20 protein-coding genes and 1 riboswitch are annotated in these 19815 nt (G+C 76.3%); of the genes, 12 read left to right on the plus strand and 8 right to left on the minus strand.

Annotated features, from left to right (window positions below):
• Positions 1–147: 147 nt before the first annotated feature.
• The 3 genes from ACI78V_RS14255 to ACI78V_RS14265 are packed head-to-tail and all read left to right on the plus strand — an operon-like array spanning position 148 to position 2719.
• Positions 148–1233, plus strand: coding sequence for a multicopper oxidase domain-containing protein (locus ACI78V_RS14255; protein WP_456851789.1), 1086 nt, complete (start codon positions 148–150; stop codon positions 1231–1233).
• Positions 1234–1248: 15 nt separating this feature from the next.
• Complete coding sequence (locus tag ACI78V_RS14260) at positions 1249–2244, plus strand: multicopper oxidase domain-containing protein (RefSeq protein WP_456851791.1); 996 nt, start codon at positions 1249–1251, stop codon at positions 2242–2244.
• A gap of 22 nt (positions 2245–2266) precedes the next feature.
• Positions 2267–2719: a hypothetical protein gene (locus ACI78V_RS14265; protein ID WP_456851793.1), complete on the plus strand. Its 453-nt coding sequence runs from the start codon at positions 2267–2269 to the stop codon at positions 2717–2719.
• Between the two features lie 118 nt (positions 2720–2837).
• On the opposite strand, the gene ACI78V_RS14270 is transcribed toward ACI78V_RS14265, so the two are convergent.
• A complete protein-coding gene (locus tag ACI78V_RS14270; RefSeq protein ID WP_456851794.1) occupies positions 2838–4220 on the minus strand; it encodes a carotenoid oxygenase family protein in 1383 nt (460 codons plus the stop codon).
• A 212-nt stretch (positions 4221–4432) separates the two neighbouring features.
• On the opposite strand from ACI78V_RS14270, the gene ACI78V_RS14275 reads away from it, so the two are divergent.
• From ACI78V_RS14275 to ACI78V_RS14290, 4 genes are all read left to right on the plus strand, one after another.
• A complete protein-coding gene (locus tag ACI78V_RS14275) occupies positions 4433–5398 on the plus strand; it encodes an asparaginase (RefSeq protein WP_456851796.1) in 966 nt (321 codons plus the stop codon).
• A 50-nt stretch (positions 5399–5448) separates the two neighbouring features.
• Complete coding sequence (locus ACI78V_RS14280) at positions 5449–6339, plus strand: polysaccharide deacetylase family protein (protein ID WP_456851798.1); 891 nt, start codon at positions 5449–5451, stop codon at positions 6337–6339.
• A 94-nt stretch (positions 6340–6433) separates the two neighbouring features.
• Positions 6434–7198 (plus strand): esterase/lipase family protein, encoded by a 765-nt coding sequence (locus ACI78V_RS14285; protein WP_456851800.1) that lies wholly within the window; start codon positions 6434–6436, stop codon positions 7196–7198.
• A 100-nt stretch (positions 7199–7298) separates the two neighbouring features.
• Positions 7299–8477 (plus strand): MFS transporter, encoded by a 1179-nt coding sequence (locus ACI78V_RS14290; RefSeq protein ID WP_456851802.1) that lies wholly within the window; start codon positions 7299–7301, stop codon positions 8475–8477.
• A gap of 34 nt (positions 8478–8511) precedes the next feature.
• On the opposite strand, the gene lhgO is transcribed toward ACI78V_RS14290, so the two are convergent.
• A complete protein-coding gene (lhgO, locus tag ACI78V_RS14295) occupies positions 8512–9726 on the minus strand; it encodes an L-2-hydroxyglutarate oxidase (RefSeq protein WP_456851804.1) in 1215 nt (404 codons plus the stop codon).
• Positions 9727–9766: 40 nt separating this feature from the next.
• Complete coding sequence (locus ACI78V_RS14300; RefSeq protein WP_456851806.1) at positions 9767–10672, minus strand: phosphotransferase family protein; 906 nt, start codon at positions 10670–10672, stop codon at positions 9767–9769.
• Positions 10673–10966: 294 nt separating this feature from the next.
• Here ACI78V_RS14300 and ACI78V_RS14305 point away from each other — a divergent pair, with 294 nt between their 5' ends.
• Together ACI78V_RS14305 and ACI78V_RS14310 are read left to right on the plus strand one after the other, a co-directional pair.
• A complete protein-coding gene (locus ACI78V_RS14305; protein ID WP_456851807.1) occupies positions 10967–11494 on the plus strand; it encodes a DUF1772 domain-containing protein in 528 nt (175 codons plus the stop codon).
• Complete coding sequence (locus ACI78V_RS14310) at positions 11491–12009, plus strand: hypothetical protein (RefSeq protein ID WP_456851809.1); 519 nt, start codon at positions 11491–11493, stop codon at positions 12007–12009. The genes ACI78V_RS14305 and ACI78V_RS14310 overlap by 4 nt, the downstream gene beginning before the upstream one ends.
• On the opposite strand, the gene ACI78V_RS14315 is transcribed toward ACI78V_RS14310, so the two are convergent.
• Both ACI78V_RS14315 and ACI78V_RS14320 read right to left on the minus strand, forming a co-directional pair.
• Positions 11976–12635: a response regulator gene (locus ACI78V_RS14315; RefSeq protein ID WP_456851811.1), complete on the minus strand. Its 660-nt coding sequence runs from the start codon at positions 12633–12635 to the stop codon at positions 11976–11978. The genes ACI78V_RS14310 and ACI78V_RS14315 overlap by 34 nt on opposite strands.
• Positions 12632–13816: a sensor histidine kinase gene (locus ACI78V_RS14320; RefSeq protein WP_456851813.1), complete on the minus strand. Its 1185-nt coding sequence runs from the start codon at positions 13814–13816 to the stop codon at positions 12632–12634. The genes ACI78V_RS14315 and ACI78V_RS14320 overlap by 4 nt, the downstream gene beginning before the upstream one ends.
• A 383-nt stretch (positions 13817–14199) precedes the next feature.
• Here ACI78V_RS14320 and ACI78V_RS14325 point away from each other — a divergent pair, with 383 nt between their 5' ends.
• Both ACI78V_RS14325 and ACI78V_RS14330 read left to right on the plus strand, forming a co-directional pair.
• Positions 14200–14535: a WhiB family transcriptional regulator gene (locus tag ACI78V_RS14325; protein WP_456851815.1), complete on the plus strand. Its 336-nt coding sequence runs from the start codon at positions 14200–14202 to the stop codon at positions 14533–14535.
• A gap of 215 nt (positions 14536–14750) precedes the next feature.
• On the plus strand, positions 14751–15536 hold the full coding sequence (locus ACI78V_RS14330; RefSeq protein WP_456851817.1) for an alpha/beta fold hydrolase: 786 nt from the start codon (positions 14751–14753) through the stop codon (positions 15534–15536).
• A 17-nt stretch (positions 15537–15553) separates the two neighbouring features.
• Here ACI78V_RS14330 and ACI78V_RS14335 read toward each other — a convergent pair whose 3' ends face one another.
• On the minus strand, positions 15554–16570 hold the full coding sequence (locus ACI78V_RS14335) for an SDR family oxidoreductase (protein WP_456851819.1): 1017 nt from the start codon (positions 16568–16570) through the stop codon (positions 15554–15556).
• A gap of 393 nt (positions 16571–16963) precedes the next feature.
• On the opposite strand from ACI78V_RS14335, the gene ACI78V_RS14340 reads away from it, so the two are divergent.
• Positions 16964–17338: an ArsC/Spx/MgsR family protein gene (locus tag ACI78V_RS14340; RefSeq protein ID WP_456851821.1), complete on the plus strand. Its 375-nt coding sequence runs from the start codon at positions 16964–16966 to the stop codon at positions 17336–17338.
• A 16-nt stretch (positions 17339–17354) separates the two neighbouring features.
• Here the strand turns inward: ACI78V_RS14340 and ACI78V_RS14345 are convergent, their stop codons facing one another.
• Both ACI78V_RS14345 and ACI78V_RS14350 read right to left on the minus strand, forming a co-directional pair.
• Positions 17355–18275: a hypothetical protein gene (locus ACI78V_RS14345; protein ID WP_456851822.1), complete on the minus strand. Its 921-nt coding sequence runs from the start codon at positions 18273–18275 to the stop codon at positions 17355–17357.
• A 286-nt stretch (positions 18276–18561) separates the two neighbouring features.
• Positions 18562–18711: riboswitch (cyclic di-AMP (ydaO/yuaA leader) on the minus strand.
• 150 nt (positions 18712–18861) lie between these two features.
• Positions 18862–19815 (minus strand): C-terminal binding protein, encoded by a 954-nt coding sequence (locus ACI78V_RS14350; protein WP_456851824.1) that lies wholly within the window; start codon positions 19813–19815, stop codon positions 18862–18864.

Below are 19815 nucleotides of genomic sequence, written 5' to 3' on the forward strand. Positions count from 1 at the left end.
TTCCCCCGGCCGGTCCCGGTGCGTGTCCCCCGAACGGGGGAATGCGAACCCCCCTGTTTCGGATTGGTGACGGCCCGGAACCCGCCCGATGCTGGTGCGACCGCGCCCCGCCCTCCGCGGTGGCGCCCCCACTCCGGAGGGTGGTCCATGGACGTCGCCGGTACCCCGGTCTCCCGCCGCACCGTGCTCCGGGCCGGCGCCGGCGCCGCGGCCGCGCTCGCGCTCGCCTCGGCCGGACTCCTGAGCACCGCCGAGCGGGCCGCGGCCGACGTGGTCGACGCCCGGCTCTTCGCGCTCGACGGTGAGCGGGTCATGATCGACGGCCTGGTCGTGCCCGTCCTCGGCTTCGGCAGCACCGGAGAGCAGGTCGAGATCCCCGGCGGCCGGCTGGAGGTCGAGACCGGGGACACCGTGAACCTGACCATCACCAACGGCACGACCCGCCGGATCGGGCTCGCCGTCCCGGGGGTCCCCGGCGTCGACGGCACCCCGGTCGCTCCGGGCGCGACCCGCACCGTCACGTTCACCGCACCCGCCCGTCCGGGCACGTTCGTCTACATCGGGACGATCGACGGCAGCGCCGACACGGGGCGCGCCCTGGGAGCCACCGGGGCCCTCGTCGTCCGGGCGCGGGGGGCAGCCGATTCCATCGAGGCCAACTTCCCCGGGGCGCTGGCCCGGGCCCGTCGCCAGCCGCTGTTCGGCACCCAGCAGGCCGCCATCCCGACGCGGATCGTCCAGGAGCGCACCTGGCTGTTCGCCGAGCTCAACCCGGCCACCGCCCGCGACCTCGCCGGCGGCCGCGTCGCGCTGCCCGACGACCCCGAGCCGGAGTACTTCCTCATCAACGGCATCAGCGGGATGTTGGCCGTCGAGGACCCCGCCACGTTCCTCGAGGGCCGGGCGGGGACCCTGACCACCCCGGGCGACGCCACTCTCGTGCGCATGATCAACACCGGGCGGGCGCCCCGGTCGGTGCACTTCCACGGCAACCACATCTGGGTGCTCAGCCACCCCGACACCCCGTGGATCGTCGGCACGAACAAGGACACCGTGCGGGTCCCGCCCGGCACGGCCGTGGACGTGCTGTTCCCCTTCAACACCCCGCCGGACTCCTACCCCGTGGTCGACCGCGCGCAGAAGTACGTGGTGCACGACCACATCGAGATGGCCGAGACCGCCAGCGGCGGCCACTACGCGGGCGGCATGGTCTCCGAGGCCGTCTTCGACTGAGAGGAGTGGATCGCGATGGCCGGTGGCCTCGTCCCGATCGACCAGAACCGCCCGGCGGACCTCACCCAGTCCACGCACTTCGGGCACAACTACCCCGAGGCGGCTCCCGAGACGCCCGGCCGGGTCCGGCCGGACGTGACCTTCGAGCGCAAGGTGTTCAACGACAAGCTGGAGTTCTCCGACGGCGAGGACGTCGAGTACTGGGCGTTCAAGGACCCGGACGACGACAAGCCCTTCCCGTCGACGCCGATCCGCGTCCGGCAGGGCCAGGTGGTCCACACCGTGATCGACCCGGCGATCAACCGGCACACGATCCACCACCACGGCATCGAGCCGTCCACCTACAACGACGGCGTCCCGGACACGTCGTTCACCGTCAAGAGCGGCTACGCGTACCAGTGGCGGGCCTCGCGGGCGGGCACGTTCTTCTACCACTGCCACCGCAACGCCCCGCTCCACGTGCAGATGGGCATGTTCGGCTACCTGGTCATCGACCCGCCGTCCGGCCCGGGCACGCTGTACGTCGGCGGGCCGCAGTACGACGTCGAGGCCCTGTGGGCCACCTACGACATCGATCCGCGCTGGCGGGACTACAACCACGCCTCGGGCGAGAAGGACGCGATCGCCGACCGGACCCGGCTCAACCGGTTCCGTCCCCGCTACTTCACGATCAACGGCGTCGACGCGCGGCGGTCACGGAACAGCCCGAAGACGACGGTGCGGGCACGCGTCGGTCAGCGGGTGCTGCTCCGCCACCTCACCGGCGCCTACTTCGTCAACGTCGTCCGCTTCCCGGCGGCGCTGGCCCCGGTCGTGCACATGTCCGACGGCGAGCTCCTCCCGGCGCCCACACCCCTGCCCGGGAACCGGCTCGAGACGGTCACCGCCGAGCGCTACGACATGATCCTGACCCCGACCGCCGCGGGCACGCACACCGTGACCTACGAGTTCCGGCACTGGCTCACCGGAGCACTCGCCGGCACCGCCACCGCCCACGTCATCGTCACCTGACCGAGCGAGCGGAGACGACACCATGAGGACCTGGAGCAGGCGGAGCGCGGTCGTCGGCGCCGTCGCGGCGATCGGCCTGGCCACCGGCGTGACCGCCACCCTGGCCGCCCTGCCGGACGACGGCGTCCACCTGCGCGCCGACTGGCAGAACGGCGGGGAGGCGTGGCTGGAGCTGGAGGACCGCAACGCCCTGCCCGTGATCTGCTTCGTCTGGGTCAACGACCTCCCCCAGGACGGGGACGGCATCGAGAGCCACGTCCTCGACCGCGCGGGTGAGGAGGTCGTGGACCTGGGGATCGGCGACCAGTGGATCGAGGGTTCGGGCTCGGGGTGCGAGGTGGTGCGGGACGACCGGTTCCGCGACGTCTTCGCCAACCCGGGGGAGTACGTCGTGGAGGTGGTGGTGGTCGAGGACCAGGGCACCCCGGCGACGCCCCCGCTCCGGTCCGGCCCCCTGCGGGCGGAGTCCCCGTGACGGCGGCCCGCCGGGGGACCCGTTCCCGCGGCGGGCGCCGAGCCGGAGCTGCCCGGCGCGGGCCCACCCACCGACGACCGCCCGCCACGCCCACCGGCCGGGAACGGCCCGACGGAGGTCACCCGTCGGCGATCCAGCTGCCGTGGAAGCCCAGCGGGACCCGCGCCGGCAGGTGGACCCGCGCGACGGGCGGCCCCGCGAAGTCCTGGGCGGCGAGCACCACCAGGTCGCTCGCGCCCCGGTCGGTGTCGTGCACGAAGGCCATGACGTAACCGTCGTCCTCGCCGGCGTCGGGGGCCGACGGGGCGAACACCGCCTCCCCGACGGTGCTGCCCGGGAAGCGGTGCGTCTCCACCGTCCCGGCGGCGAGGTCGTGCTTGAGCAGGGCGTCGGCGAACGCCTCGTCCACGAACGTCCCGTCCATCCCTGCCGTCCCGCCGTCGGCCCGCGCGGTCGCCGCGCTGTAGCCGTAGCGGTGCGGCCGGGAGACGACCCGCTCGTCGACCCGGGGGAACTCCTGCGGGCGGTCGTCCAGGCCGCGCCGGTCCACCGTGCCGCTGCCGGGGTCGACGGTCCACCGGTCCAGCGTCAACCGCCCCTTCCCGGTCAGGTCCGCGAGGTCGTACGGGCCGTCGTACCGGCACAGGTCCAGGACCACCCGGTCACCGTCGTCGTAGGCGTTGAGCGTGTGGAAGACCCAGCACGGGTCCACCTCGAACCAGCGGACCGTGCGGGTCGCCCCCGCCCGGGGCAGGAGGCCGAGGCGGGGCTGGTGCGCCGGGTTCCAGGCGTAGGGCAGCTGCGAGCCGGCCACCGCCGCGTCCATGCTGAAGGTGACCGGCAGGTCCAGCAGGACGACGTACCGGTCGGTGAGGGCGAAGTCGTGCACCATCGGCCCGTCCGGGACCCGGACGTCGGTGGTGCCGCTGACCCGCCCGTCGGGGCCGACCACGACGTGCTGCAGGTGGTCCCACGCCCAGAAGTAGGCGACCGCGTGGAGCTCCCCGGTCCGCCGGTCGAGCTTGGTGTGCGCGGCGTAGCCGCCCGGCAGCGTGCCGCCGAAGTCGCACGGGCCGACGGTGTCGAGCTCCTCGGTGAGCTCGTACGGCAGCGCGCCGGCCTCGACGGTGGCCAGGGTGCGGCCGGCGTGGGCCAGGACGTGGGTGTTGGCCGCGAAGTCGGTGCCGGCGTGGACGGGCCCGCCCGGCCACGGCTCGCCGAGCGCCTCGGCGACCCGCCGGGAGCGGACCCACCGGTTGCGGTACCACTCCGCCCGCCCCTCGCGCAGCCGCACGCCGTGCACCATGCCCGGGCCGAGGAACCAGTGCTGGACCGGCTCGTCGAGGCCCAGCGGGTTGGGCCCGTTGCGCAGGTACCGGCCGTCGAGCTCGGCGGGGAGCCGGCCGGTGACCGGCAGGTCGAACGCCGTGACCTCCTCGGTCACCGGCGCGAACGGGCCCTGCACGAACCGGCTGGGTCCGGGGGTGGGGTGGTCGAGCATCGTGGTCTCCCGGCGGGTCGTCGGCCTGGGTCCCCGTGTCCTGCACCCGGGAGTGTGGCCCTCGCCGCCCCTCGCCGGAAGGAGCGCCCGGGAGCGGTCCGGACGGGGTGTCGGCCCCGGCGTGCGACGGCCGCCGCGGCGTGCCACCGTGGCGGCGGCGGCACCACGCGCCCGTCCCGCGACGGCGCGGGCGCCGACGGGTAGGAGGCGGCGTGCGGGTCCATCTGCTCGCGACCGGGGGCACGATCGCCAGCCGGCGCACCCCGGACGGGCTCGCGGCCGGCACCCCGGCGGTCGAGCTGCTCGCCGCGGCCGGGTCCCCGCCCGCGACCGAGGTCACGGTCGGCGACCTGGGCACCGTCGCCAGCTTCGCGCTGTCGACGGCGGACCTCCGGCGGCTGGTCGCCGAGGTGCGCCGCTGCCTCACCGACGACGTCGACGGCGTCGTGGTCACCCACGGCACCGACACGATGGAGGAGTCGGCCTACCTCGCCGACCTGGTGCACGACGACCCGCGGCCGGTGGTGTTCACCGGCGCGCAGCGGCCCTTCGACTCCCCCGCGCCCGACGGCCCGGCGAACCTGGCCGCCGCCCTCCGCGTCGCGGCCTCGCCGCACGCCCGGGGACTGGGTGTGCTGCTGTGCTTCGACGGCCTGGTCCTGCCCGCCCGCGGCGTGCGCAAGGTCGAGACCCTCCGCAGCGCCGCCTTCGCCGCGCCGGGCCGGGGACCGCTGCTCCAGCTGGTCGGGGAGGACGTCGTCCCCCTGGCCCGCCCGGTCCGGCCGGGACCCCTGCCGCTCGACCTGGACCGGGAGCTGCCGCGGGTCGACGTCCTCGCCTGCCACCTCGGTTCCGACGCCGTCCTGCTGCGCGCCGCGGTGGACGCCGGCGCGGCCGGCGTGGTGCTGGAGGCCCTCGGGGCGGGCAACGTCCCACCCCTGGTCGCGGAGGAGGCCGGCCGCCTCGTCGCCCGGGGCATCCCGGTGCTCGTCTGCTCGCGGGTGCCGTCGGGACCCGTCGCCCCGCTCTACGCCGGCGGCGGCGCCGGCCTGGCCCGGGCCGGTGCGCTGTTCGCCGGCGACATCAGCCCCTGGCAGGGCCGGCTGCTCCTGGCCGCCGCGCTCGCCCACGACCCCCGGGACCCGCGCCGGGTCCTGGCCGACCGCCTCCCCCGCTGACCCACCCACGACCGGGCGGCGTGCGGCCGCCCGGGGAGGAGCTGACAGGGATGAGCAAGGAGATCTTCGTGGCCTTCGGCGTCGACATCGACGCCGTCGCCGGCTGGCTCGGGTCCTACGGCGGGGAGGACTCCCCCGACGACATCTCCCGCGGCCTGTTCGCCGGTGAGGTGGGGGTGCCCCGCGTCCAGGAGCTGTTCCGGCGGTACGGACTGACCCAGACCTTCTTCTGGCCCGGCCACTCGGTGGAGACCTTCCCGGAGCAGTTCGACGCCTGCGTCGCGGCCGGGCACGAGATCGGCCTGCACGGGTACAGCCACGAGAACCCGATCGCGATGAGCCGGGAGCAGGAGGAGGCGGTGCTCGACCGGTGCATCGAGCTCGTCGAGCAGCGCAGTGGCCGCCGCCCCACCGGCTACGTCGCCCCCTGGTGGGAGTTCAGCACCGTGACCAACGAGCTGTTGCTCGAGCGCGGCATCACCTACGACCACTCGCTCATGCACCGGGACTTCGAGCCGTACTACGTGCGGGTCGGGGACAGCTGGACGCGGATCGACTACTCCCGGCCGGCCGAGACCTGGATGACCCCCCTGGTGCGCGGCCGGGAGACGAGCCTGGTCGAGATCCCGGCGAACTGGTACCTCGACGACCTGCCGCCGATGATGTTCGTCAAGAGCAGCCCGAACAGCCACGGGTTCGTCAGTCCCCGCGACATCGAGCAGTCGTGGCGGGACCAGTTCGACTGGGTGTACCGCGAGCAGGACTACGCGGTGTTCACCATGACGATCCACCCCGACGTGGCCGGTCGGCCCCAGGTGCTCCTGGCCCTGGAACGGCTCATCGAGCACGTCAACGGCCACGAGGGCGTGACCTGGGCGACCTTCGACCAGATCGCCGACGACTTCCTGCGCCGTCGTCCCCGCCGGCGCGAGGAGGCGTGAGGCGGGCCGCCGGCACGGCGACCCGTCGGCCCGGTCCCGGCGGAACCGACCCCGAGGGGGGTGGGACGGGGTCCGGGGCGGGAAGGAAGGGGCCGTGCCCACGATCCGACGCCGCCTCCCCCGAGCCCTGCTGCTGACCGAGCCACCCCGGGCCGGCATCGACCTCGCCGCCCTGCTGGCGACCTGGCCGCTGCTGGCGACGGCGCGGCGCGGGGACGGCCACCCGGTCCTCGTGCTCCCGGGACTGCTGACCGGCGACCCCTCCACGGTGCTGCTCCGCAGCGTCCTGCGCGCGCTCGGGCACCACGTCTCCGGCTGGAGCCTGGGCACGAACCGCGGGCCGACGGGGCGCGTCGTCCGGGACCTGCGCGCCCGGCTCGACCGGTTGCACCGCGACTCCGGCAGGCGGGTGAGCCTGGTCGGCTGGAGCCTCGGCGGGCTGTACGCCCAGGAGCTCGCCCGGGCCCGGCCCGGGAGCGTGCGGGGGCTGGTCACCCTCGGCACGCCCTTCCTGCGGTACCCGCCGTGGGTGCGGACGCTGTCCCAGCTGGTCGACCAGGGGGCGCGGCTGGCACCGGGCACCGGCGGCTTCGCCCGGCCCTGGGCCGAGGCGGGCTCGTTGCGGGTCCCGGCGACCTCGGTGTTCACCCGGGCCGACGGGATCGTCGACTGGACCGCGTGCCGGTACCCGCCCGGCCGGCACCGGGAGAACGTCGAGGTGTGGGGCAGCCACCTCGGCCTCGCCCACAACCCCGCCGTGCTGTGGCTGCTCGCCGACCGGCTCGGCGCGCCGGAGGGGACCTGGCAGCCCTTCTCCCCGCCTCCGGCCCTGCGCCCCTTCTTCCCCCGGCGCCGCTGAACGGCGCCCACCTGCTCCCCGCGGACGACGGGCTCCCGCCCTCCGCGCGCCGGACGCCCGCACCCCGGACGGGCCCGGGGGAAGCGGTAGCGTCCGCCAGATGCCGGAGGCCACGCTCCAGCGCGACCCCACGCGGCGGCACCTCGACGCCCTCACCCTCGGCCTGTTCACCGTCGCCCTGGGCACCAACATCCCCACGCCGCTGCTGCTGGTCTACCGCCGCACCCTGGGGCTGTCCGACGCCGACCTCACCGCCGTCTTCGGCTGCTACGCCGTCGGCCTGATCGCGGCGCTCACCGTGTCCGGTGCGGCCTCGGACCGGTTCGGGCGGCGGGCTCTGGTGCTGCCGTTCGCGGTCCTCGCCGGGCTGGTGTCCCTGCTGTTCCTCCCCGCCGTCGACCACCTCCCGCTGCTCTACACCGGCCGGTTGCTGCAGGGCGTCGTCTCCGGGGTCGTGTTCTCGGTCGCCAACGCCTGGCTGCAGGAGCTCGCCGGCCCCGCCGGCCAGCGGTCGGCGGCCACCCGGGGCGCGGTGTCGACGTCGCTCGGCTTCGCCGTCGCCCCGGCGATGAGCGGGGTGCTGGCCCAGTACGGCCCGGCGCCGACGACGCTGCCCTACCTCGTGCACGTCGCGGTGCTCGTCGTCGGGCTGGCCGCGCTCGCCACCGTCCCGGAGACCGTGCACGCGCGCCGGCCGGGGCGGCTGATGACGCTGGGCCTGCCACCGGAGGCACGGCGGCCGTTCTGGGCCGTGCTGGCGCCCACCGCGGTCGGGGTGTTCGCGTTCCCGGCCGTGGCCGCGACCCTGCTGCCCCTCCTCGTGGTGCCGGAGGGGGTCGGTGTCGCCTACGCCGGGCTGATCGGTGGGCTCGCGCTGGCGGCCAGCGCGGTCGCGGCCCGCGTCGGACGGCGGGCGGAGCGCGGCGGGGCGCCGCTCGGCATGGCGCTCGGCGCGCTCGGCCACGGCCTCGGCGTGGTGGCGGTCGTCGCGGGGTCGGCGGCGGTGCTGCTGCCGTCGGCGGTCCTGCTCGGCGCGGGGGGCGGGCTGTGCCTCACCGCCGGGCTCACCCTCACCGCCCGGCTGGCGCCGCCGCACACCCGCGGCGCGGTGAACAGCGCGTTCTACGCCTTCGCCTACACCGGCTTCGGCACCCCGCTGCTGCTGGCCTGGCTGGGCTCGGTGACGGGCACCGTGCCGGCGCTGACCGCGTTCGTCGTGGTCCCGGTCGCCCTCGCCGGGTGGCTGTGGCTGGAGCTGCGCCCCCGCGACCGGGGCTGACCAGCGGTCACCGCGACCCGACCCGTTCGCCGGCTCAGCCGGCGTCCGCCGCCAGGACGCGCTCGGCCACGTACTCGCCGATGGCCAGCGCCGAGGTGGCCGCCGGCGACGGCGCGTTGCGCACCGTGACGACGGGGCCGAGCCGGTTGATGCGGAAGTCGTCGACCAGGGTGCCGTCGCGGTCGACGGCCTGCGCCCGGACGCCGGCCGCGGCGCGCACGACGTCGTCGTCGGTGAGCGCCGGGACGAACTCGCGGGCCGCGGCGAGGAACACCCGGCGCGACAGCGAGCCGCGGATCTCCTCCACCCCCGTGCGCCAGTGCCGCCGCGCCAGCGGCCGCATCCCGGGCCAGGTCAGCGTCTGCAGGAGCTCCGCGGGACGGACGTCCCGCCACCGGTACCCCTCGCGGGCCAGCGCCAGCACCGCGTTCGGCCCGATGTCGACGCCGCCGTCGACCCGGCGGGTGAAGTGCACGCCGAGGAACGGGTACCGGGGGTCGGGCACCGGGTAGACCAGCCCGCGCACCAGCGAGCTGCGCTCCGGCACCAGCCGGTAGTACTCACCGCGGAAGGGCACGATGGCCGGGCCCTGCTCGTCGCCGGCCAGCCGGGACACCCGGTCGGCCTGCAGGCCGGCGCAGACCACCAGCCGGTCCACCTCGAGGCTCTCCCCACCCGAGGTCACGACCACGCCTGCGCCGACCCGGCGCACGCCGGTGACCTCGAAGCCCAGCCGGACCTCGTGGCCCTCCTGCCGCAGCTGCCCGGCCATGGCCCGGGCGACGGCGCGGAAGTCGACGACGGCGGTGCGCGGCGAGTGCAGGGCCGCCTCGCCGACCACCTCGGGCTCGACCTCCCGCAGCTGCGCGGCGGTCAGCCGGCGCAGGCCGGGCACGCCGTTCCCGGTGGCCCGGCGCTCGATCTCGCGCAGCGCGGGCAGCTCGCCGGGGTGCCGGGCGACGACGACCTTGCCGCACTCGTCGTAGACCAGGCCGTGCTCGGCGCAGAACTCCCGGAGCAGCACCCGCCCGCGCGTGCACAGCTGCGCCTTCAGCGAGCCCGGCGCGTAGTACAGGCCCGCGTGGACCACGCCGCTGTTGTGGCCGGTCTGGTGGACGGCGACGTCGTCCTCCTTGTCCACCACGGTGATGCGGGCACCGGGCCGCAGCCGGGCGAGCCGGCGGGCCACCGCCAGGCCGACGATGCCGGCGCCCACCACGCCGATGCGCACGGGTCCGGTGGCGCTCATCGGGGAGCTCCTCCCGGCGGCCGGCCACGGCCTCGCGTGCTCACGCCGGGAACAGCCGGGCCATGCCCAGCAGGCTCTTGTCGACGTAGGCCGGCCGGCCGGTGTCCAGCCCGAAGGCGAGGTCCTCGAGCAGCCCGCACCGGGCGTGGAACCCGATGCGCTGCCGCAGTCCCCGCCCGTCCCCGCGGGGAGCCCCGTAGGCGGCGAGGGCGGCGGCGAGGGCCCGGGGACCGAGATCACGCAGCACCCGTCCGAGGTCCCGTGCGGGGTCGGTGATCGCGGCGTCGGTCCAGTCCAGCACCCCGGTGACGCGGCCGGTGTCCGGGTCCACGAGCACGTGCTCGATACCGAGGTCGTCGTGGGTGAACGCCAGGTGGTCCGCGGGGCCGGGCGGGTCGGCTGCCAGGAACGCCTGCACGGCGGGCAGGTGCCGCTCGGGGATGGCCGGCGTGAGCTGCGTGAGCGACGCCCGGCACTCGTCGAGCCACACGCCGGGCGGGGTGTCGTCGACGTCGACGAGGCCGGCCACGTCCTCGGCCGGCAGTGCGGTGAGGGCCGCGAGCAGGCCGCCGAGCGCCGCGCCGACCGTCGTCGCGTGCCGGCCGCGCTGCTCGGCGGTCAGGTCGAGCAGGGGCCGGCCGGGCAGCCGGGCGTAGGCGAGGCAGCCGTCCTCGGCGACGGTGAGGGCCGGCACCGGGACCGGCAGCGGGGACCGACTGGCCACCGCCGTGAGCAACCGGGCCTCGCGGAGCACCCGCCGGGCCCTCTCCTGCGGGTCGGGGTGGGTGCTGCACCGGACGACCAGCTCGCCGTCGACGTCGAACGCGGCGTTGTCCTCACCCGCCCCGAGGAGGTCCACCGACGTGGCGCGCCGGTCGGGCAGGTGGCGGGCGAGCAGGCGGCGGACGGCGCCGTCCAGCACGGCGGGGTCGCGCGTCGACGTCATCCCCGTTCCTCCCGGTCGCCGGGTCCCGGACGGCACGAGGCTACGGGCGGGCCCCGCTCTGCACACCGCCTCGGGCGCTCGCGCGGGGTCGGCGCGTGGCGACCGTGCCGCGCGCGCCCGGACGACGTCGCGGCGTGCCGGCCGGTCGCGCCGCCGGCACCCGGTCGTACGTCGAGGAGCGACGCCGGTCGTCGCCGGGGGACGGCAGACCGGGGACGTCGGCCGCACCTAGCTTCGCTGACCGACGGCGGCCCACCCGGGCGCCGCGCACCGATCAGCGAGGAGACCTCTGGCATGTCCCGCACGACCCTCACCACGGTGGTGCTCGTCGTCCTCGTGTGGACGGCGATGCTCTCCCTCGGCGGCGTCGCCGCCGAGACCGTGGTGCTCTACCCGAACATCTTCGGCGACCCGCCGGCGTCACTGGAGCGCGCCCGGGAATTCCTCGTGGCGGGCGGCCCCAGCGACTACTTCCCGCCGCTGGGCGCCACGGTCGTGCTGAGCGGCGCGGCCGCGACCGCGACGACCTGGCGGGAGCCGCGGCTGCGGTGGTGGGTCGTCGGCGCGGCGGCGGTGTTCATCGCCGGCGAGTTCCTGTTCTCCGTGCTGTTCTTCTGGCCGCGCAACGAGATCATGTTCGTCGACCCGGTCGGCAGTCACTCCCCGGAGTACCTCCGTCAGGTGGCCGGGGAGTTCGTCGCCGGCCACTGGGTGCGCCTCGCCGGCGGCGCGGTGACCTCCGCCCTGGCGTTCACCGCCCTGCTGCGCTGGGTCCGGACGACCGCGCCCGTGCCGGCCGGGCCGATCGGGGCGGGACGGTGACCGCCGGCCGCGGCTCCCCGGGCTTCTCGTGGCCGGTCCTGGTCGCGCTCGCCGCGCTGGCCGCTCCCCGGGTGGTGCTCCACGACCTCGGGCTGGTCGAGGAGGGCAGCGTCGTCAACGCGCTGCTGGTGTTCGTACCGCCCGCCTGCTGGGTCGCCGCCGTCGTCTGGAAGCGACCGCGGCGCCCGTTCGCCACCGTGGTGGTGATCGGGGTGCTGTACGGGGTCCTGCTCGCCGTCGGCCACCAGGTGCTGTGGAACGCCGCGTTCGACGGGGGCACCCCGGTGCTCGGGGGTGCACCGGCCGGGGCCGCCCCCGACGTGCAGGAGGGTCTGCTCCGCGTGGCCGCGGTGGTGTCCAGCCTGGTCACCGGCGCCCTCGTGGGAGTGGTGGCCGCCGGCGTCGCCCTCCTCCTCTGCCGCGTCCTGCCGGCCGGGGACGCGTCGACGGCAGGCGGGCGCCGGCCCGGCGCCGCGGCGCCTCAGGCTCCCGGGACCACCAGGCCGGTCTCGTAGGCGAGGACGACCAGGCGCGCCCGGTCGCGGGCGCCGAGCTTGGTGAGCAACCGGGAGACGTAGGTGCGCGCCGTCGCCGGGGAGAGGAAGAGCTCCCCGGCGATCTCCTCGTTCGACAGGCCGCGGCCCACCAGGGTGAGCACCTCCCGTTCCCGCTGCGTGAGCGCCCGGAGCGGCTCGTCGTGGACCGAGGACTGCAGGCGGTCGGCCAGCGACCGCAGCACCGTGCGGGTGACCGAGGGGGACAGCAGCGACTCCCCCGCGGCGACCACCCGGATCGCCCGGCGCAGATCCGTCGGTGAGACGTCCTTGAGCAGGTAGCCGGCGGCACCGGCCCGGACGGCCTCGAACACGTGCTCGTCCTCGTCGAAGGTGGTGAGCACCAGCACCCGGACGTCGTCCAGCCCGGGGTCGGCGACGATCTGCCGGGTGGCCTGCAGGCCGTCGAGCTCCGGCATCCGGATGTCCATGAGCACCACGTCGGGCCGCAGCTCGCGGACCCGGCTCAGGCCCGCCCGGCCGGTCGCCGCCTCCCCGACCACGGCGATGTCGCCGTCGCGTTCGGCCAGGGCCCGCAGCCCGGTGCGCACCAGTTCCTGGTCGTCGACCAGCACGACCCGGATCACGGCGCGAGTCGCGTCGGGAGCACGGCGCGCACCACGAACCCGCCGGTGGCCGCGCGACCGGCACTCAGCTGTCCGCCCAGCGCAGCGGCTCGTTCCCTCATGCCGGGCAGGCCGGAACCGCCTCCGGCCGTCGACGGCGCGGGCGGGCGGCTGCCCGGGCCGTCGTCGGCGACCACCAACTCGAGCCGGTCCCCGCGGACGGCGGCGCCGACCGCCGCGTGCGTCGCGCCGGAGTGCCGGATGACGTTGGTGAGCGCCTCCTGCACGATCCGGTAGGCGGCCGCCCCGATCGCGCCGTCGAGGCGGTCGGCGTCGACGGCGACGTCGAGGTCGACCGCGACCCCGGCCTCCCCGGCGGCGTCCACCAGCCCGCCCAGCCCGGCCAGTCCCACCGCACCGCGCTCGACGTCGGCCGCCGGGGAGCGCAGGAGCTTCACGGTCGCCCGCAGTTCCCGCAACTGCGCGGAGGCCGCCGCACCGATCCGGTCGACCGCCCGCCGGGCGGCGGCGTCGTCCCGCCCGATGGCCTCGGCGGCGACGTTGGCGTGCAGGGCGATGACCGACACCGCGTGCCCGACGGAGTCGTGCAGGTCCCTGGCGATGCGCACCCGCTCGGCCTGCACCCGGTGCTCGGCCTCCCGGGCGGACTCGGCCGCGGTCAGGGCGCGGAGCCGCTCCTGGTGCAGCCGCGTCTCCCGGCGGGCGCGCACGCTCACCCCGAGGGCGATCGCCGCGGCGACCAGCGCGACGTTGGTGGAGAACTCGTAGCCGAGCAGGTACGTGGTCGGCAGGCCGTCGGCGAGCCGCGCCCACGCGGCGACGCCGACCAGGACCGTCCCCGCACCGGCCGCCCAGCGCAGGGCACCTCCGTCGGCCGCCCGGTAGAGGGCGGCCACGGCCGGCAGGGCGATGCCGATGGGGGTGAAGCCGAGGGCGTAGTACCCGAAGACACCGGTCACGGTGAGCACCAGCACCAGGCGGGGCGCGCGCCGGCCCCCGAGGACGAGCGCACCGAAGCCGACGGCGAACAGGTACGCGCCGGCCCGTCCGGTGCCCTCCGCACCCGCGGTGACGACCAGGGCCACCGCGAGGGTCTGCGCCGTCGCCAGCAGGACGTCGGTCAGCCGCCGGTCCACCCTCCCGGCGCCGGCGCGCACAGGTGCGTCCCTGCTCTCGGGCACGGGACCAGCGTAGGAAGCGCGGCTCCGGGCGGACAGGCCCGCCGCGGCGACACCGGAGGTCGCACCGGGGCTGCGCGGGACGTCGCCCGACGGCGACCCGGGACGACCTCCTCCCCCGCCCGGGGTGGCGCCCCCGGACCCCTCCCCGGTGTCGCCGGCGGCAGGTCCCCGGCCCGTCCCGGCCCCCGGGATCGGTCGGGCGAGGACGAGGTCGTCGACCCGACGGGGCGGGTCGCCGACACAATCCACCAATCGGACGGGTCGGTTTCGTCCGGATTGTGCCTGTGCCACCCCATGGGGGGATCCGTAACGTCACGGACAGCAAGCCGTTCGTACCGGTCCGTCACGGCGGTACGCCGCACTGACCACCCGAGGAGCTTCCTGTGCCGTCCTTCCCCCGCCCGTCCCTGACCCTGCTGACCGACCCGTCCGGGCCTGCGGCCACGGAGTCCACGGTGCCGGAGTGGCACGCCCCGTCCGCCGGCGACGAGGCCTGGCGGCTGGACGCGCTGTGCGCCGAGACCGACCCCGAGGCGTTCTTCCCCGAGAAGGGCGGCTCCACCCGCGAGGCCAAGCGGGTGTGCACCGGGTGCGCGGTGCGCGCCGAGTGCCTGGAGTTCGCCCTGGCCAACGACGAGCGTTTCGGCATCTGGGGCGGGCTGTCCGAGCGGGAGCGGCGCCGGCTGCGCCTGCAGCGGCGCGACCCGCTCAGCGCCTGACCGCTCCCGCGGACCGCGCAGCGTCGGGGCACGTCCGCCGGGGCAGACACTCCTCCCGGCCGGGCCGGCACGCGCGTGACTCCGGTCGGCGGGCACCGCCGGCCGGCGGACGCCGTCCGTGTGCAGGGCCTCCCCGGAGCCGGCCGCCCCGCGAGCGCGGGAACGGCGGGCGTCGTTCAATGGCCCGGGTGGACAGGTCGAGGCCGCTCCCGCCGGTGAACGGGCACCGGGAGGGCAGCGGGGCGCCGTTGCTGCTGCTCCCCGGCCTGGGCAGCACGCACGCCGAGTTCGGGGCGGTGGTCCCCGAGCTCGCCGGGCGCTACGACGTGCTCGCCCTCGACCTGCCCGGCCACGGCAGCTCCCCCGCGCTGCCCGCCGACGTCCGGCCCGACGTCGCGACGCTGACCGACGCCGTGGAGCAGGAGCTCGACCGTCGCGGGGTCGACGTCCCGCACGTGCTCGGTGTCTCCCTCGGCGGTCGGGTCGGCCTCGAACTGGCCCGGCGGCAGCGGGCACGGTCGGTGGTCGCGATCGCGCCGACCGGACCGCTCACGCCGCCGGAGCGGGCCTGGCAGGCCGCCCTGCTCGCGGCCTCGCGCCTCGGCTTCCGCGCCCTCGCCCCGGTCGCGGACCCGCTGCTGCGCGCCGCCCTGCCCCGCACGATGGCGCTGGCGGTGCTGCGCGCGCGGGGATGGCGCACGCCGGCCGCCGAGGCGGTGGCGCTGGTGCGCGCCTTCGCGGCGGCCGAGGACTTCGGTCGGCTGGTGCGGCACGCGGTCGTGCCCGAGACCACGATCGACTACCAGGCGGTCGGCTGCCCCGTGGTCATCGCGCAGGGCACCCACGACGTCCTCACGCTCAGCCAGGCCGCGTGGCTGGCGCTGCTGGTGCCCGCCGCCCGGTTCCGCCTCCTGCCCCTCGCCGGCCACAGCGCCGTCGCCGACGTCCCGCAGCGCGTGATCCGGCTGGTGGACCAGGCCGCGGCCGCCGCCCGCTCCTGATGCCGGCGCGGCGCCCGCTACCGGCGCAGCGGCCGGAGGACGAACCCCGCCGCGGCCAGCGCCTCGGCGGCCAGCGGGATCCGGTTGACCAGGGGGTGCATCTGCAGCGACGTGTACAGGCTGCGGGGCCGTGCCACCTGCTCGAAGCCGTCGTGGGCGGTGTCGTGGGCGTCCAGTGGGGCGAAGAGGTTGTCCGGGGCATCGGCGGACTTCGGCCGGCCGGTGTCGTGCGCCTCGAAGCCGAACCGGGTCATCAGCTCGTCGACCAGGCGGGGGGCGAGCTGCTCACCGAGGATGAGCGCCTTGGCCGACCCGCCGACGACGAGGTCCCGGACCGGGTGCGCCGCGGCGTACAGGACGGCGTCCACGACCACCTCCGGCTGGTAGACCGGCGGCGGGGCGACGGGCTTGACCCCGATCTTGGTCCGCGCCTGGTCGAACAGCGGTGTGTTGATCGTCGCCGGGAGGACCTGGGTGACGCTGACCGGCAGGCCCTCGCGCCGCACCTCGGTCCGCAGCGTCTCGAGGAACCCGTCGATGCCGTGCTTGGACGCGCAGTAGGCCGTCTGCAGGGGCACCCCGCGCCGGGCGCCCATCGACGAGATCGAGATGAACGCCCCGCCCTGCCGCCCCAGGTGCGGGAGGGCCGCCATGGCGCCGTGGACCTGCCCCATCAGGTTGACGTCGACGACCTGCTGGAACTCCTCCGGCGTCGTCTCCCTGAACGGCGCGACCAGCAGGACGGCGGCGGCGTGCACCCACGTGTCCAGCCGGCCGTACTCGTCGACCGCGCGCTGCGCCACCCGCCGCACCTGCGCCGGGTCGGTCACGTCGGCGACCTCCGCGCAGGCCTGTCCTCCGGCGGTCCGGATCTCCTCGACCAGGGACCGGAGCCCGGCCTGTCCGCGGGCGGCGACGACGACCCTCGCGCCGTCCGCGGCGAACCGGGCGGCGGTGGCCCGGCCGATCCCGCTCGACGCGCCCATCACGACGACGACCTGCTCGCGTACCGGCTTCAACCGTGTCCGTGCCATGACCGCCCCCTACCCGGCGGTCGCCGGACCGATGGGCGTGTCGGCCGGATGTGAGCACGACGACAGTGGCGGGCGCCGGTGCGGCCGGACCCCCGGGCCCCGGACGCGCCACGGCCCCGGCGCGGGGGTTCCACGGCCACGCCGGGGCCGGTTCGCGCGCTGGGTGCCCCGGGACCGGACACGGCAAACGCGCTTCGCACGCTGGCGGGCGGGGCGCACCCGAGGGACGCCCCAGGGCCCCGCCCGCCGACCAGCATGCAGGCGGCGCCCCGCCACCGCAACAGATGTCTAGGACGTCTGCCCGGCCGTGCCCCACGGCGCCGGGGTCGGCCCCGCGATGCCGCTCGCCGTGGACGACGTCGACGGCCCCCGGGCGCACCCTAGGGTCGGTACGTGGAGGTCTGGTTCAACCCGTCCTGTTCCAAGTGCCGCACCGCGCGCGACCGACTCGAGGAGGCCGGGGTCGAGTACACGCTGCGCCGCTACCTCGACGACCCGCCGAGCGAGGCGGAACTGCGCGCCGCACTCACCGCGCTCGCGCTGCAGCCGTGGGACGTGGCCCGGATGTCCGAGCCGCTCGCCCGCGAGCTCGGGCTCCGGGACATGCCCCGGGACGCCGACGCCTGGATCCGCCTGCTGGTGGAGCACCCGCGGCTGATCCAGCGCCCCATCGTGCTGACCGACGACGGCCGCGCCTGGGTCGCTCGCGACGACCAGACGCTGACCGAGGTGGTCACGGCCGCCCGCCACGCGGCCGGGCAGCCGTGACCGACGTGCTCCGGGCTCAGCCCCGGTAGTTCACGTGCACGTGGTCGAAGTGGTTGGCGGTCGGGCTGCCGCGGTCGGCCATCGGCTTCCAGGAGCCGTTGGGTGAGCTGAGCATCCGCTGCTTCCAGATGACGTACTCGACGCCGAGCTCGTTCCAGTGGGCGATGTGGTAGGCGGCGATCGCATCGCCCAGCGAGGAGCTGGTCATGTAGTCCAGCGCCAGGCCGGACGGGTGGCCGCCGGGGTCCGCCGCGCTGGGCCGGGTGCCGCCGATGGTGATCCCGGCGGCGCCGGGCACGTTGCTGACCACCGCGTTGGCGGCCGCCTGCGCGGCGGGCCTGGTGGCCCCTGCGGTGTTGGTGATGCGGGCGACCGTGGTCGCCGCGACGCTGCCCGACGCGGCGGCGGCGGTGGGCGCGGACCCCGCGGAGCGCGGCGGCGCGGCCGCGGCGGCCCTCGCGGCCTCGGCGGACTGCGCAGCCGCAGCCGCCTCGGCGGCCCGCGCGGCCTCGGCGGCGCGCGCGGCCTCGGCGGCCGCGGCCTCGGCGGCGGCGCGGGCGGCGGCCTCCGCCTCGGCTCTCCGGCGGTCGAGCTCGGCCTGGTCGGCGGCGGCCTGGACCTGCTGCGCGGCGGTCTGCTCGGCCTCGCGGGTGCTGCGGCTGGCGGTCAGCTGCTCGAGCGGCTGGAGGTCCGGCGTCGCCTCGGCCGGGGGGACGGAGTCGGCGGTCAGGCCCAGCTGCTGGGCGACGCTGACCGACTCCGACCGGCCGGCCTCGGCCTGCGCGGCCGGGTCCGCGCCGAACAGGACGCTGACCACGAGGGCGCCGGCGGTGGCCGCGCCCAGGTACAGGCCGGGACGGCGGACGGCCGACGGCGGACGGCGGTGCGAGCGGGTCGACGAGCCGCGGCGGCCGGACGTGGTGGTGCGGGGGTCCATGGGGCGGTGTGCTCCGAGGTGTGCGGGCGCAGCGGCACGCGCGGGGGCGCGGCGGGCTGCGAGGGGTGAGCGGGCGGTGAGGGCTGCGGTCGTCAGCAGGCCGGGGCGGGTCACCGGGGAAGCGGCGGTCGGCCGGTCGAGCGAGGGTGCTCGGGGGTGGACCCGCGGGGAGGCGTGCGTCAGTGACGGTCGCGCGCGGTCAGCTGCGCGGGCGCACCCTGTTCCGGCGGTACCGGGTCGGGCAGGGTCGTGCTGCAGGGCAGGGGCGCGCCATCCGGCCGCTCTCCGTTCTTCCGATGGCCGCCTACCGAGTTAGCTGACGGGTTCGGGCGGGAAGCAGCCCTACCTCTCCGGACGTGGGCCCGGGAGTGGATTCACCCCAGTACTGCGATGGGTCCCCGGCTCGCCCCGGAGGGCGACTCGGCGGCGTCCGTTCGGGTGCCCCGGGCGGGGCGTGACGATCGACCGGACTCACCCACCGTAACCGCCGTTATGCAGTTGTGACAATCGTGAGCCGTCGGTTCGTCGGGTGATGCACGTCGCGGAGCGCCCGGTCGACGGCCGGGACGTGTAGGGCGCCGGCGCGTCAGCGTCCCTCGACGACGGCGTAGGCCGGCCGGCCGGTCCGCGCCCACGTGACGACGTTCTCCGCCGCCTTGCGCCGCAGCTCCACCTCCGCCTGCGCCGAGTACCAGGCGACGTGCGGTGTCAGCAGGGCGCGCGGGTGGCCGAGCAGCGGATGACCGGCCGGCGGTGGCTCCTCCGGCAGGACGTCGAGGGCGGTCCCGGCCAGTCGCCCGTCCTCCAGCGCCCGGAGGACGGCGTCGAGGTCCACGAGACCTCCGCGGGCGGTGTTGACCAGGTAGGACGCGGGCGGCAGCCGGGCCAGCAGGTCCTCCCCCACGAGGCCCCGTGTCTCCGGGGTCAGGGGCAGGTGCAGCGTCACCGCGTTGCTGCGGGCGAAGAGCTCCTCCGGCCCGACCCGCTCGACGCCGGGCGGCCACGCGTCGTCCGGGAGGTGCGGGTCGTAGCCCACGCAGCCCCCGAACCACGGCGCCGCCCGCTCCATCGTCGTCCGCCCGATGCGGCCGAGACCGACGACGCCGAGGGTCAGCGCGCCGGGGCGCGGGAGGACCCCGCCGGCCCGGTGGTCCCAGTTCCCGGCGCGCACCTGCCGGTCGTGCTCGGGGAGGTTGCGCAGCAGCGCGAGCAGCATCGCCACCGCGTGCAGCGCGACCTCGGCGGTGCCGTAGTCGGGCACGTTGCACACCCACACGCCCCGGCTGCGGGCGGCGTCGAGGTCCACCACGTCGACCCCGACGCCGTAGCGGCTCACCAGCCGCAGCCGCGGCAACGCCGCCAGGACCTCGGCGGTGATCGGCGCGTACTGCACGAGGACGGCGTCGACGTCCCCGGCGGCCGCGACGACGTCGGCCGGCGTCCGGCACTGCGCGGTGAGCAGCTCGTGCCCGGCGGCGCCGAGGACCTCGGCCTCGATGTCGAGCACCCCGTAGTCCGCGTCGGTGACGAGCACCCGCAC

The sequence above is a fragment of the Geodermatophilus sp. SYSU D00742 genome (assembly GCF_054049935.1).